Source organism: Paracraurococcus ruber (assembly GCF_004353985.1).
GTDB classification, from domain to species: Bacteria; Pseudomonadota; Alphaproteobacteria; order Acetobacterales; family Acetobacteraceae; genus Paracraurococcus; species Paracraurococcus ruber.
In genome coordinates, this window is the sequence record NZ_SMOA01000010.1 from 48801 (window position 1) to 62746 (window position 13946).

Sequence of the window (13946 nt, forward strand, 5' to 3'; positions counted from 1 at the left end):
CCGCGGTCCGTCCCGTTGCCCTGGCGCGGCCTTGGAGCGCCTTGCGGAGGGCGGCCGGGTGAGAACCGGCGATCCTCACCCCGCCATAGGGCAGCATTCCGGTAGCGGCATCTCGCACTCGGTGCGGCGTCTGACACGCGATCCTGGCCTGTCCGCCCCGGTGGCGCGGACGCCGGCGACGCTGGCCGCCTTTGCTACCGAATGGACCGGCTTCGTGGCCTGGTGCCGGGAGCGGGACGTCGCCGCCCTGCCGCCCAACCCGGCGACCGTCGCTGCCTGTCTCGCCGCCACCCAGGCCTGCGGCACGCTGCGCCGCCGGCTGGCCGCCATCAGCCGCGCCCATCGCATGGCCGGCCAGCCTTCGCCGGGCTCGCACCCGGCGACACGCGACAGCCGCGTCGGCATCGCTCGCCGGCTGGGGACGCCGCGTCGCCATCTGACGCGACGGTCCCACCGGCGCCCGCGACCGCGCCCTGCTGCTGGGCTTCGCTGCGGCGGAGCGCCTTGGTCGCAGTCAAGGCGCGTAGCGCGTGAAGACGAAGTCGGCCTGGGCCGGCGCGCGGCTGTGGCATGGGAAGCAGGTATTGAGCAGCGCTTCATCGCGGTTTGGCCGGCCACCTTCGAACTGGCCGAACCCCCAGCCTCCGGTGCCGGCGTATTTCGTCGAATCCTTCACGCTGAATTGGACGTTGGTGGCGGGTCCAGCGACGAAGGACTGGGCTTGTCCGAAGGCTGCATTGTTCTCGGCCGACGGCACGTGCCGCCAGGCCAGCCTTGCGATGATCGCCCCATCCGGGAAGGGCTTCGTGCCCTCCCGGAAGGCCCTCGCCGCGATGTCGTTCCCGAGAATGGCCCGCAGGTCGTCGAGGCCACCCGCCTCATGCGCGACGCTGATCAGGTGCCAACTGCGATAGCCAGCCGGGAGGGTGACGCCGAAGACCGCCGAGGCATCGTCGTCGGCACCGCCTGCCATGGGCGGCATCAATGCGACGGTGACGCAGGTTGCCGCTGCGATTGCCAGCCCGCGCGACGATGTCCATGCCATTCAGCGGCCCTCCCATTCGCTGGCGCAGCCCGACCTGTCGACTCCCACGGATCCTGGCTTGGTGCGCGTTCTTCGCTTCGGCCACGATCCACATCATGCCGGGCTTCGCGCCCAGCGCTGCCCGGTCATCAGGGATTCCGGTTCCGAAACGCCACCGCATACACGGCGGCGCGGGCGGCAAAGAACGGATCGCTCCCAGGCTCCAGGCCAGGGAGCGCCTTGCCCGGCAGAAAGCCAAGCGGCTTCTCGGCCTCGGCGGAATTCGCCACCGCCGATGTCACCAGGATCTGCCCGAGGTCGACGACCCGGCGGCTGTCGGGCCAGGCAATGGTGGCGTTGTCGGTGCGGTCGCCGGGTTCTGCCACCTGGACCTGCAGGCGGAACGCCACCGGGCCGCGGGCCAGCCGATCATGCATCTCCTCGAACAGGGCATTCGGCGGGCTTGCGGCGGCATCTTCGGGTCTGCGGGTAAGCTCGCCAGCTTCCGGCACGATGCGCCAGCGGACGTCATGCGTCTCGCCGGCCGCATTGGTCATGCGGTAGGCATGAATGGCGAAGTAGCTTGCGGTGCCGAACCCCTGCGGCATCGGTTTCAGCAGGGCCAGGAAGCGCTGCGTCTCCGGATGGGCCGCGACAAACCGCTGGATCGCCGTGGGCGAGGCACTGCCGGGCGGACTGGCCTGCAGCGCTTCGTTGAAGGTGATGAACTCCTCCGGTGTTGCCGTCACGAACACCGGCACGTTGATGCACATGAGGTCGGTGGAACTGCCATCCGGCAGCAGGAAGGTCATGGCCATGCCGTGGACCGGCTCGTCCCGGTCAGGAACGGCCGGGAACCCGCCGCTGTCGGAGAAGCGGATCACCATCGGAACCGCGGCACCCTGCAGGTGCGGCGCCGTGCTGAGCCCGGCGGCGTCCGGGCCGGCGGTGAAGGTGCCGCGGAACACCTCTCCCTTCACATGGTTGACACGCCGGCCCGGCGGCAATGCCGGGTTGTTGCGCGACATCACGTCGAAGAGCCGCTGCCCAAGCTGGGCGTTGTCCTGGGCGTCCGCCGGCCAACCACCCGCGCTGGCCGCCATCAGCAAGGCCAAGGCAAGACTGCGACCTATCATCGTGCTGCTCCGAAGGTTGTACGGTGCGTTCGGCCTGTGGGGTGGACAGCGTGCCAGCCGCGTCCACGCTGCCTGCGGTATCGGCACCCGGGCGGCCGCCGGTGGCCGTTGAAGCATCCAGGGCCGCTTCGCCGGGACTTGCCAGGGCGAAGGCCGCTCAAGCGGAGTTCGAGAAGGCGACCGGCTTGCGAGTCACCCCGCGCGACCATGCGAAGCCGATCACGGCCCCCTTGGCGAAGGGCAAAAGACCCAGTGTGGAGAAGGCAAAGAGCGGAAGCGCGATGGCCATCTCGACGCCCATCGGCATGGACCAGGCCCGGTCGACAGCGAGCAGGACCGGCACCATCAGGTGCAGCACCAGGAACATCGTCACGTAGGGTGCAAAATCGTCGGAGGGGTACTGCTCATTGTCGTTGGCGCATACCGGGCAAGTGGGGATCACCGCGAGATAACCGCGGAACAGCCTTCCCTCCCCACAGGCCGGGCAGGCCCGCGACCCGCCACGACGCAGCCCGAGCCAGAGATTCGGCGCGGATCGCCTGGCAAGCTGCGCATCCGTGGCTGTTGCGGCGCCTTCAGGCGTTGCAGCTGCCGGCATGGCGGCATCCCTCCTCATATCGGCCGACCCGGGCCCGGCCTCCACATCATCCAGCTTCCCGTCCATCCGGCGCGTCTGCCTGCATCGCCGAAACCCACGGGCCTGCCTGCCAGGTCATGGGGCCGCGCCGAAACCTGCTGGAGAGCGATCCCGCGCGACGGCATCACCAACCTCCCGACGGTGCCGATGGCGTCGAGGTTCGTCATGGCGTGCGGGGCGGGCTCTGGCGGGCGTTGTGGATCACACTGAATTCCTTGTCCGGAACGAAGCCGTCCCGATTCGGCATCCGGATCGAAGGCAGCGTCGAGCGGCTCAGGGTTGCGTCACCCGGCACGATCCCGTTGAGGCTCAGGATGTAGGCAACGACAGCATAGGTATCGTCATCGCTGAGCGTCTGCGGCGCCGGGTACGGCATCGCGCGCCGCACATAGTCGAAGAGGCTCGTGGCATAGGGCCAGAAGCTGCCGACCGTCTTGACGGGCTGTGCCGAGCCGAGACTGCCCTGTCCGCCGACCAGGCGGTCGGCGATGCCACCCTGGCCCCGATCCCCGTGGCAGGCGGCGCAGGTCTCCTCGAACACCTGAAGGCCCCGGGCAACACTGCCGCTGCCGGGTGGCAGCCCCGTGCCGTCCGGCGGGATGTCGATGTCCCACAACGCGATCTCGTCCTGGCTGGCTGGCCGGCCGAACTCGGCGGCAGTCGCGGCCAGGCCGCCGGCGAGCGCCGCCAGCAGACCGAGCACGCCGGGCCTAGGCCAGGACATTGCGCACCCTCCCTTCGGCATCCACCGCCCAGGTTTGCTGGGCATTGTAGTGGAACAGGGCATTCGTTCCGGTCTGCGCGATGAAGCGTGCCCGGTCGGGCTGCAGGTTGCCTTTCTCGTCGGTCGCGCGGCTGACGAGCCTGGCCGGGGTGCCGTCCCACACCCAGTCCGCCTGGAAGCGCGCCTGTGCCTTGGGCAGTGCTGGCCCGGCAATCGCCGCGTCCCGCCAGGTGCGGGCGCCATCGGTGCTGACCTCGACGCGGGTGATGCGGCCGTGGCCGCTCCAGGCGAGGCCGGTGACACGGTTGAAGCCGGGACGGATCTGCATCATGCCGGACGGCGCCGTGATGACCGAGTTCACCTCCTGTCGCAGCTGGAACTGCCGGGCCGAGCCGTCGGCCTGGAGCTGCGTGTAGCGCGCGGTCTCCCACCGCGTCATGAAGGGCCGGTCGCCGAATTTCAGCCGCCGCAGCCACTTGATGTTCAGGTTGCCCTCGAGGCCGGGCAGGAAGAGCCGCAGCGGAAAGCCATGCGCCGGCCGCAGCGGCTCACCGTTCTGGCCATGGGCCAACATGCCTTCAGCGATGATCTCGTCGGTGAGCGGGATGCTGCGGGCCACCGCCGCGCCGTCGCCGCCCTCGGCCAGCATCCAGGTGGCGGCAGGGTCGGCGCCGACAAGGTCGAGCACATAGGCGAGCGGCACGCCGGTCCACTCGCTGGTGCTGACCAGCCCATGGGTATTCTGCACCGTCACGTCCGGCGGGGCCGTCTTCCAGTTCTCCCAGCCATTGCCGGTGCATTCCAGGAAGGCGATGCGCGAGGTGGTGGGCATGGCGCGGATATCGTCCATGGTGAAGACGCGCTCACGCGTTGCCATGCCATGGACCAGCAGCCGGTGCAGGGCGGGATCGATGTCAGGCACGCCGGCATGGCTGCGCTCGTAATGCAGGTCGGCGGGCGTGATCGTTCCGACGAGCTGGCCAAGCGGCGTCTTCGAGTTGATTGCCTCGCCCGGGTCCACGGGACGTCGGCCGGGTGTCGATTCCGGGATCCGCCCGAGATGCACGTACCCGGAGCGCTCGCTGGTCGCGGAGAGCGGCGCGCCGGGGCCGCGCGGTGGAACCTCGGCCAGGGTATCGGCGGCAGCAGGCGCGGCCATGGTGGCGCCTGCCATGCCGGCAAGCATGCGGCGGCGTGACGGCCGAGTGCGCGTCGGCGCAGATCCAGCCCCCGCGGCGGTCGGCGTCATGCTGCGGGTTACCTGGCCGGCTGGCGGCAAACGGGGCATGGGCGGCCGCTCAATCGGCTGCCGCACCGATGGCAGCCACCATCAGCGGCTCGGCGCCCGCGAGCTTCGTGGCGAGGCCCGCAGGGAGACCATGCCGGCCTTCGAGGGCTTGCGCAGGTGTGTAGACGACGAGGACCCGCCCCCCAGCCTCCTCCCGGACCAGGAGCTTGAGCGGCAGCTCGATCCCGAAATCCGGTGCGGCCAGCATCAGCGGCGTGCCGCCCATCGGATTGCCGTAGATGACAAGCGTGGTGGGCGGCATGTCGAGGCCGGCCGAGCGAGCGGCCTCCCGCTGGTCGATGACAGCGAAGATCGTGAAGCCCTTGCCCTCCAGCGCGGACCGGAGCTTCTGAAGAGTGTCGGCGAAGGGATAGGCACTTTGCAGCCGCTTGACCGGGACCATCGCCGTCTCCGCCGCCTTTGCCGGCATTGTCCATGCCGCCGTGATGATGCAACCGCACGCCACCATGCGCCTCCACAGAACGCGCGGCCTCGTCATGGTGGAAGTTCCGTCGGCCAGGCATAACGGCCGCCATGCGCGGAGCGTGTCCCCCGGCCTGCCTGCCAGGCCCCGCAGCGATGGATGGCTCAGGCGTTCCGTGGCTTGCCCGGACGGAGCGATGGCATCGCCCGAGCGCGGTATGGCTCTGGCGGGTGCTTCACGCATCTGAGACACCATGCGCCACGAGCCGCGTGAAGAAGGCAGGATCGATGACGAAGCCGCCCCAATTCGCGTCCCAGTCCGCCGTCGGCTTCGCCGCCACGATCTCCGTGACGGACATGCCCTGCCGCTTCAGCGCCGCCACCCTGTCGCGGATGCCGACCAACATGTCGCGGTAGGCCAGAAGCCCGGCGCGGTTGCTGACAGGTGCGCCATGTCCCGCGATGACGACGGTCCTGTCGTTCGTCGCCGCCAGGTTCGCCTCGGCCGCCCGGATGGAGCCGTCGATGCTGCCACCGGTGGAATAGTCGATGAAGGGGTACACGCCGTTCCAGAAGGTGTCGCCGACGTGCAGGATATCGGCCTCGACCAGGCGCACCGCGATGTCGCTGTCCGTATGTGCCGGACCGTAGTGGCGCATCGAGATGGTGTTGCCCTTCAGGGTGAGGGTGTGCTCTGCCGCGAACACCTCGCCCGGCAGGGCCGCGGGCGGCAGAGGCGCGAAGTCGAAATCCCAGTCCTCGACGCGCTGCATGCTGGAGAGATGCCGCCGCGTGTTCTCGTGCGCGATGATGGTCGGGGAGAAGCGGCTGAGCCATTCGTTGCCGTTGGCATGGTCGAAATGCCAGTGGGTGTTGATGACATGCGTGACCGGCTGGGGGCCCAGCGCTGCCAGCGCCGCGCCGAGCTGCCGTTGCGAGACGCTGATGCCGGCATCCACCAGCAGCTTTCCGTCCGGTCGAAGAAGGACCACGATGTTGCCGCCAGATCCTTCGAGCACCGCGACGTCGCCGCGCAGCCGGTGCACCGTGATGGGGGCCTCCGCGGCGGCGGCCTTGATGCGGTCGACGATGCCCTGAGCCGCGGCAAAGGCCTGGCTTGGCGTCAGCCAGACGCCGGTGGCGGCCAAGGCCGGCGCCGCCAGGCAACAAAGGCAGAAGCCGCGGCGGGACGGCGGGTGGTGGGGCCTGCGGGTCATTGGCATCTCCTGCCGGTGGGGCGAGGTGCCTCGTCCGGACGCCGGGCGCGGCGCGGGCCATCAAGATCGGTCGGTCGGGTGGCTCGGGATGCGATCGCGCCACCAGGCATCGATGGCGGCACCATCCGAAGGCGTGATGCGGCCCCTGGGGATGGCTCGGGTAAGGGGCGGAGCATGCTGGTTCGGATGCTGGCCGTCATATCTGGGCTGCGCCGCCATCGACGAAGAGTTCCGAGCCGGTGACGAAACTCGCATGATCGGACGCCAGAAAGAGTGCTGCCTTGGCGATCTCATCCGGCTCGCCGACACGACCCAGCGGGACCTGCGCCGCCATCTGGTCCAGCAGCCCCTGCTGCTCCACGGCGCCGGGCCCCACGAGACCGACGAGGCCGGGCGTCCGCGTCGGGCCGGGGCTCAGCACGTTGACGCGGATGCCGCGGCCTTGCAGGTCGAGGATCCAGTTGCGCGCGAAGGCGCGGATCGCCGCCTTCGACGCGGCATAGACGCTGAATGCAGGTGTGCCGCCGGACGCCGCGGTGGAGCCGGTCAAGATGACCGACGCGCCGTCGGCGAGCAGCGGCAGCGCCTTCTGCACGGTGAACAAGGTCCCCTTCACGTTGCGGCTGAAGGTGTCCTCGTACTGCTCCTCGGTGATCTCGCCGAGCGGCAGGAACGAGCCGCCGCCCGCATTCGCAAACAGGACATCGATGCGACCGGCTTCGGTCCTGACGCGCGCGTAGAGATTGTCGAGATCGGCCAGATCGGCGGAGTTGGCCTGGATGCCCGTCGCACCCGGTCCTATCGCGGCGACGGCATCGGCCAGTTCCGCCGCCCGGCGGCCAGTGACGAAGACCCTGGCACCTTCGGACGCGAAGCACTTGGCGGTGGCGAGGCCGATGCCCGTCGAGCCTCCCGTGACGATGGCGATCTTTCCGGCAAGCATGCCCGGCATGGCTGCAATCCTCGCTGTGTCGAAAAGCCGGTTCCCTGCGCCGGGCACCCGCAGCGCCGGTCGCGGAAGGCCGGTGGCGGAGACCGCTGACCGAGGTCAGGCGATGAACTCCAGCAGGTCTGCATTCACGCGATCCTTCAGCGTCGTGCACATGCCGTGTGGCGCGCCGTCGTAGACCTTGAGCGTGGCATTCCTGATGATCTTCGAGGACAGCATGGCGGAAGCGGCGATCGGGACGATCTGATCGTCGCTGCCGTGCAGGATGAGGGTCGGGATGTCGAACCTAGCGAGGTCGCCCGTCAGGTCGGTTTCGGAGAAGGCCTTGATGCAGAAGTAGGATGCGGGGAAGCCGGCCATCATGCCCTGTCGCCAGAAATCCTCGCGGACGGCCTCCGAGACATGCGCTCCCTCGCGGTTGTAGCCGTAGAAGGGCAGGCTCAGCTCTTTCCAGAATGCTGAACGATCTGCCTGCACGCCGGCGCGCAACTGATCGAACACCTCCATCGGGGTGCCGACGGGATTGCCCGGGGTCTTCAGCATCAGCGGCGGAATGGCGCCGATCAGCACGGCCTTGCCGACCCGGTCGGTTCCATGGCGCCCGATATAGCGGGCGACCTCGCCACCGCCGGTGGAATGGCCGACATGCACGGCATCCCGCAGGTCGAGCGCCTGCACCAGCGCGGCCAGGTCGTCGGCATAGGTGTCAAGGTCGTTGCCTTGCCATGGCTGTCCTGATCGGCCATGGCCGCGACGGTCATGGGCGATGCAGCGGAAGCCGCGCTGCGCCAGGAAGAACATCTGGTCCTCGAAGGCATCGGCGCTGAGCGGCCAGCCATGGCTGAAGACCACGGGCGGGCCGGAGCCCCAGTCCTTGAAATAGATCTCGGTGCCGTCGTCGGTGGTGATGCTCGGCATGGTCTGGCTCCTCGGTAGCGATCGGGCGATGGCCGTCGCCGCACTCAGCGCGGATCGCTTTTGCGATCGAGGAAGTCGCGGATCATCGGCGCCATCACGTCCAGCTTGTCCTCCAAGGCGAAGTGGCCGGTATCGAGGAGGTGCATCTCGGCCTCGGGAAGGTCCCGCATGAAGGGATGCGCGCCTTCGGCCGGGAAGATCGTATCGTTCGCGCCCCATACGATCAGCGTCGGCGGCCGCTCCCGGCGCAGCCAAGCCTGGATCCGGGGATAGAGCGGCAGGTTGGTCCGGTAATCGTAGAACAGGTCGAGCTGGATTTCGGCGTTGCCGGGACGGTCCAGCAGTGCCTGGTCATGCACCCAATTGTCCGGCGCGATCCGCGAGATGTCGCGTACGCCATCGGTGTACTGGAACCGCGTTGTCTCCGGCGCGACCAGGAACCGCAGGGCGTCGCGGCGGACCGGTGAATTGTCAGCCCAGTACGCCCGAATGGGGTCCCAGAAGGCTTGCAGCCCTTCCTCATAGGCGTTGCCATTCTGCACGATCAGCCCGGTGACGCTGTCAGGGCGCCCGAGGGCTAGGCGCCACCCGACCGGTGCGCCGTAGTCCATGACGTACATGGCGTAACGCCGCACGCCGAGCTGGTCGAGCAGCGTGCCGACGAGCTCGCCGTAGCGGTCGAAGGTGTAGGCGAAGCTGGCGCGATCCGGCATGGCGCTCTGACCGAAGCCGGGATAATCGGGCGCGATGACGCGCCAGCGATCGGCGAGGAGGGGGATCAGGTTGCGGAACATGTGCGAGGAGGTGGGGAAGCCGTGCAGCAGGAGCACGACCGGTCCGTCAGCGGGACCCGCCTCGCGGTAGAACATCTCGATGCCGTCGACCGTCGTCGTCCGGTGATGCGTCACGGTCCTCGATGACTGCAAGGGAGCCTCCGCCCGCACGGTTGTAAGGTTGGCATCCGCGGCGACACTGGTCAGGAGAGCGATGGCGGCCGAGATCGCCTGCCTCCTACGGACCATCTCCGGGTTGTCTCCGTCGTGGATGATCCGCTGATTCGATGTTCCACGTTCTCCGCGCCGACCGGTCTCCGTGACGAGGCCTTGGCGCTGGCTGAGCCTGCCTGCGGCCTGGCCATGAGCGGTGTTAGGTTTTGCTAAGAACTGCTCAGCATCGGTCGGTTCGAGCGCGCTCCCGAGTGAGGTTTGCCTGGCCTTGTGCAAGCCGGCGGCCGCCCCGCGTCCAGGACGGCCGGTGGAGGTCTGGCCAGGCACGGCCTCTCCCGTGACCGGGCTCGTGGGATCCCGTGGGATGGCTCCGGTTTCGCCGACCGCAGCATGGTGCTGTTCCGGAGCACCCGCCATCACGACAGGGGCGACAAAGCAGTAGCCGCGTCCCGGGACGTTGATGATGTATTGGACGCGATCCGGCCGGCAGCCGAGGGATTTGCGCAGCGCCGACAGATGCACGCGCGGGGTGCCCGGGCTCACGCTGACATCGGCCCAGACATGAGCGATCAGCTCATCGTGCCGGACGACCTGCCCGGCGCGCTGCACGAGGATGACCAGAAGGTCGTAGGCCCGCGCGCCGAGCGGAACCGGAATGCCGTGCCGCCGCAAGGAACGCTCGGTCAGATTGAGGCGGAACGGGCCGAAGACGAACTCCCGCAGGCCTGTCGTGTGGGGTGGAACGGCTGCCGGGTGCCTGGTGGTTTGCGCCATGGCTGACCTCCCACCGCAGTGACTGCATCGCCAGGATAGGCATTCAGCCATTCAGTGTATGCATACAAAACCGGCGAATGACTGGAGTGGTCAAGCGAAAGAAGGTGGTGGAGCGTCGGCTGCTTCGCGGTGGCGCGAACCAATTGATGGCTAAGTTGCCGGCAAATTCATGCATGTAGATGATTCGGCTGCCCGCGATCATCTGCGCCGCGATGAAGCAGCTGCAAAATCTCCGAATAGTATGGGCGATCACGTTGTGCGGCGTAAGACGACATTGACCTGCATCGCCGGGGTGCTATGAATGCAGTCAATGTGCTTAAATGCGCGGCCAGCGACTGGAAGACAGATGACCGACTGGGTGCCGAGTTTGGAAGGCGGCTCCAAGGCTCGCTACATCGCGATTGCCGAGGCGATCCAGAGCGACGTGTCTGACGGCCGATTGGCACCCGCCCAGCGGCTGCCGGCGCAGCGGCACTTGGCACGCCTCCTCGGCCTCGACTTCACGACGGTGGCGCGGGGTTACGCCGAGGCGCAGCGGCGTGGCCTGATCGAATCACGCGTCGGGGAAGGCACCTTCGTGGCTGGTGCGCCCGTGGCGAGCGCCGGGTCCGGTGGGCGCGTGGAAGCCGGCGACTTCTCGATGAACATGCCGCCCGAGCCCGCCGATGCCGCACTGTGGAAACGCCTCGGCTCGGGACTGGACCCGATCGCCCATGATCTCGCGCGGGCGCTCCGATACCAGCGGGTCGGTGGCACGGAGTCGGAGAGACAGGCGGCGATCGAGTGGCTGGCGCGGCGGGGCGTCCAGACCGGATTGGACAGGGTGTTCGTTGTCCCCGGCGCCCACGCCGCGTTGTTCTCGGCCATGACGGTGCTCTCCGGGGCGGAGCGCGGGCAGGTTCTGACCGAGGCGCTCACCTACCCGGGCGTGAAGGGAATCGCCGAACAGCTGGGTGTCGAGCTGATCGGGCTGCCGGCCGATGCACAGGGCTTGTTGCCCGACGCCTTGGATAAGGCATGCCGCCGTCGCCAGCCCAAGATCCTGTACCTCAACCCGACGCTGTCCAATCCGACGACGCATACGATCCCGCTCGAGCGTCGGCAGGAGATTGCCGCGGTCGCCCGCATGCATGGCGTTGCGATCCTGGAGGACGACCCCTACGGGATGCTGTCCGCCGACGTGCCGCCAGCCTTCGCATCCGTGGCACCCGACCTGACGTGGCACGTGGCGACGCTGTCCAAATGCCTGGGCGCCGGCCTGCGCATCGCCTATGTCGTCGTGCCCGACGCGCGGTCGGGCTGGAATTTCACCGCCGCCGTCCGGACGGCGAATGTCATGGTTTCGCCGATCACGGCGACGCTTGCGACGCGGTGGATCAAGGATGGCACCGCCGACGCGCTGCTCTCCGCCATTCGGGCGGAATCGCGTGAGCGCCAAGTCCTGGTGGCGGCGCTCCTGCCCGGTGAACTTGTCACGACCGATCCAGCGGCATTCCATCTCTGGCTGACCATGCCGTCTCGATGGAGCCGGTCGGCCTTCGTGGCCCATATGGCCTCCTCTGGCCTCGGCGTCGTGGCGAGTGATGTCTTCGGGACGGGGGGGGCACTGCCAGAAGCGGTTCGCGTCGGGCTCGGCGGGCCAGCCCCGCGGTCCGTCGTTCGGACCGCATTGGAATTCGCCGCACATGCCCTGGCGGAGTCTCCGGCCCGCGCGTCCGGCTTTCTGTAGCGTCGTCGCGGCACATCCGGCGGTCATTCAGCCTGCTGCCCTCCGCAGCATGGCACCCAACGCGGAATGAGCGTTCCCTGACGAATGACGATCGGTTCGGAGAGCTGTCCTCCGGGCGTCATCGCGTCGGGCCAGTCGCCAGGTCCCGCTGCTGCTCGGCTAGGCCGGGGCGCTGTGGCGGCGCGCGCTGCTCGCCAACGGGTGCGAGCATGGCAGCGTCACCTGCGAAGGCCTGCGGCTGCTGCCGCCCAGCAAGGGCGACCAGGAAGGGCAGGGGGCAAGCTTCGGCATCGCCCGCACCGGGCAGAGACCTGCTTGGTGCGGACGCTCGAGGCCTGGCTGCAGGCCAGCGGCTGCCGCGACGACCCAGTCTTCCGAATGCTGAAGCGCCAGACCTTCGGGCGAAGCAGCTTCGACCGCCTCTGGCTCCGCACTCTCTTCGCTGCCTGAACCAGTCTTCCTGCGAAAGAGCCACCAGCGGAGGGGAGGTCCACGCGGGCCATGGGCCGGACCCTTGTCATCGCGCTGCTCGCTACACCCGGCAGATCAGAGAAGGACGTGCTGCGCTTGGCGGCGGCGGTTGAAGTGGGCTCCGCATAGTCCCTGGCCAGGGCCGTCAAGGCTAGCGCGGCAGAAGCACGAACCCGTCGCGCCTGCCGCCAAGGATGCTGGCGCCGTACCGGGGCAGGCGGTACTTGCGGCGGCGGTGCGGCGCGATCGGCCGCCCCTGCTACGGCGTCGAAGCCTCCCCGTGCGGGCTGGGTGCGCTCGCCGCTGGCATGGCCCGGCTGCAGGACGAGGGAAACATCGTCTCGGCCGTCCCGGCAGGCGGCGCCGTCATCAGGCGGGTCGCCTCATGCGATGACCGACGCCACCGTAAGGGCCGTTCCCTTGGGCAGGAACGCGCAAGGGCGCGTCATCGTCTCCGTGCCGGTCTCCGCGGCGGATCGACGGCCACCGCGGTCTCCCTGGCCATCGCCCGCCGGGTCCGTGACGTCAGGGCGCGCCGCGCCCCGGCCGATGCGGGTTCGGCGTGTCGCCGGGCTGGTTGTCAAGGTGCGCGGGTCTCCCGGTGCCGCCGGCTGTTGAGGGTGCGGCATGGGGCCGGTGGCTGCTGATGTCGCCGCCTCCCTGCACGTGCAGATGCGCTGCACCGCCGCCGCCATCGGCCCGGTTTGCCGACCCTCCCGGGAGATGCGGCACCGGCGTATCGCCGGGCTGGTTGTCGAGATGCGGCGCATTCGGGTCAACGCCCTGTGGCGTTGTACCGCACCCGGCTCTTTGGACAACAGGTTGGATTACGCCGCGCACCTGAAGGTTTCTGCGTGCAAAGCGGCTCGCGTGTCGGCGGGGCTGCGGTGGCCGTTCTTCTCAATGATCCACTCGGTGTTGTAGCGGACGACGAAGGCGCGGACGGCGTCGCGCACGTCGTCGATGGTCTGGAAGATGCGGCCGTGAATGGCTTGCTCTTTCGGGGTGCGGAACAGCCGCTCGATGCAGCCGTTGGTCTCCGGCTCGGCGACGAAGGCATAGCTCGGCGCCACGCCCCAGAACCGCATCTGCTTCTGGAACACATCGGCCATGAAGTTGCTTCCGTGGTCATGGCGCAGCGACAGGCCACGGGCGGCGCCGGCCCCGAGAGGGCCGAACTGCTGGCGCACCGCGATGCCGAGCGCCTGGATCGCCTCGTAGCGGGTACCGCGCCTGGCGACGTGCCAGCCCAGCATCTCGGCGTTCCAATGCTCGACGACGCCGAACAGCCACACCTTGCCCTCCTGGACCGTGGTGACCTGGGTGGCGTCGATCGCCCACATCACGTTCGGCGCGGTGGTGATGATCTGTCGCTCATGGCTCGCCTCTGCCCGTGCCCGTGCGCGGTGCAGCGAGAGCAGATGGTGCTTGCGCATCAGCCGCAGGACCCGCTTGCGGGCGACCCAATACCGTCCATCGCCCGCAGCCTGGCCCAGACCTTCCTGTGGCCCTCGCCGGTCCAGGGCGAGCGCGCCAGGTCGGCCCGGATGGCTGCGATCAGGTCCGCATCGGATACGACTGGCTTCGAACCACGGCGTGCGGGCACCGCAGGCGGGCTGGCAGGATCCGCCGTTGTCCGGCGCGCGGCGTAGAAGGACGACCTCGGCACCTGCCACACCCGGCAGACCCGCGCGACGCCGTAGCGGCGG

General features: G+C 68.7%; 13 protein-coding genes. 2 read left to right on the plus strand and 11 right to left on the minus strand.

Features of this window, described 5'->3' with window-relative positions; genetic code table 11:
• Window positions 1–514: 514 nt before the first annotated feature.
• The 10 genes from E2C05_RS04290 to E2C05_RS04335 all read right to left on the minus strand — a co-directional run bounded on the left by E2C05_RS04290 (window position 515) and on the right by E2C05_RS04335 (window position 10037).
• The gene (locus tag E2C05_RS04290; RefSeq protein WP_133218368.1) at window positions 515–1045 is read right to left on the minus strand and encodes a cytochrome P460 family protein; all 531 of its coding nucleotides are present in this window, start codon (window positions 1043–1045) and stop codon (window positions 515–517) included.
• A gap of 128 nt (window positions 1046–1173) precedes the next feature.
• Window positions 1174–2139: a catalase family peroxidase gene (locus E2C05_RS04295; RefSeq protein WP_158291947.1), complete on the minus strand. Its 966-nt coding sequence runs from the start codon at window positions 2137–2139 to the stop codon at window positions 1174–1176.
• 178 nt (window positions 2140–2317) lie between these two features.
• Complete coding sequence (locus tag E2C05_RS04300) at window positions 2318–2824, minus strand: DUF983 domain-containing protein (protein ID WP_133218370.1); 507 nt, start codon at window positions 2822–2824, stop codon at window positions 2318–2320.
• Window positions 2825–2960: 136 nt separating this feature from the next.
• Window positions 2961–3500, minus strand: a complete 540-nt coding sequence (locus E2C05_RS04305; RefSeq protein WP_200305211.1) for a c-type cytochrome — start codon at window positions 3498–3500, stop codon at window positions 2961–2963.
• Window positions 3501–3507: 7 nt separating this feature from the next.
• Window positions 3508–4695, minus strand: coding sequence for a sulfite dehydrogenase (gene soxC / locus E2C05_RS04310; protein ID WP_205082712.1), 1188 nt, complete (start codon window positions 4693–4695; stop codon window positions 3508–3510).
• 124 nt (window positions 4696–4819) lie between these two features.
• Complete coding sequence (locus E2C05_RS04315; RefSeq protein ID WP_200305207.1) at window positions 4820–5212, minus strand: DUF302 domain-containing protein; 393 nt, start codon at window positions 5210–5212, stop codon at window positions 4820–4822.
• Window positions 5213–5468: 256 nt separating this feature from the next.
• Window positions 5469–6380, minus strand: a complete 912-nt coding sequence (locus E2C05_RS04320; protein ID WP_200305205.1) for an MBL fold metallo-hydrolase — start codon at window positions 6378–6380, stop codon at window positions 5469–5471.
• A gap of 265 nt (window positions 6381–6645) precedes the next feature.
• A complete protein-coding gene (locus E2C05_RS04325) occupies window positions 6646–7401 on the minus strand; it encodes an SDR family oxidoreductase (protein ID WP_133218374.1) in 756 nt (251 codons plus the stop codon).
• Between the two features lie 96 nt (window positions 7402–7497).
• Entirely contained in the window at window positions 7498–8316 is an 819-nt protein-coding gene (locus E2C05_RS04330) for an alpha/beta fold hydrolase (protein ID WP_133218375.1), read from the minus strand.
• Between the two features lie 44 nt (window positions 8317–8360).
• Entirely contained in the window at window positions 8361–10037 is a 1677-nt protein-coding gene (locus tag E2C05_RS04335) for an alpha/beta fold hydrolase (RefSeq protein ID WP_158291948.1), read from the minus strand.
• Window positions 10038–10383: 346 nt separating this feature from the next.
• On the opposite strand from E2C05_RS04335, the gene E2C05_RS04340 reads away from it, so the two are divergent.
• Window positions 10384–11766: an aminotransferase-like domain-containing protein gene (locus E2C05_RS04340; protein WP_133218377.1), complete on the plus strand. Its 1383-nt coding sequence runs from the start codon at window positions 10384–10386 to the stop codon at window positions 11764–11766.
• Between the two features lie 315 nt (window positions 11767–12081).
• A complete protein-coding gene (locus tag E2C05_RS35095; protein ID WP_275670489.1) occupies window positions 12082–12216 on the plus strand; it encodes a hypothetical protein in 135 nt (44 codons plus the stop codon).
• An 848-nt stretch (window positions 12217–13064) separates the two neighbouring features.
• On the opposite strand, the gene E2C05_RS04345 is transcribed toward E2C05_RS35095, so the two are convergent.
• Window positions 13065–13946 (minus strand): DDE-type integrase/transposase/recombinase (locus tag E2C05_RS04345; RefSeq protein ID WP_205082715.1); only part of this gene is annotated, 882 nt, incomplete at its 5' end.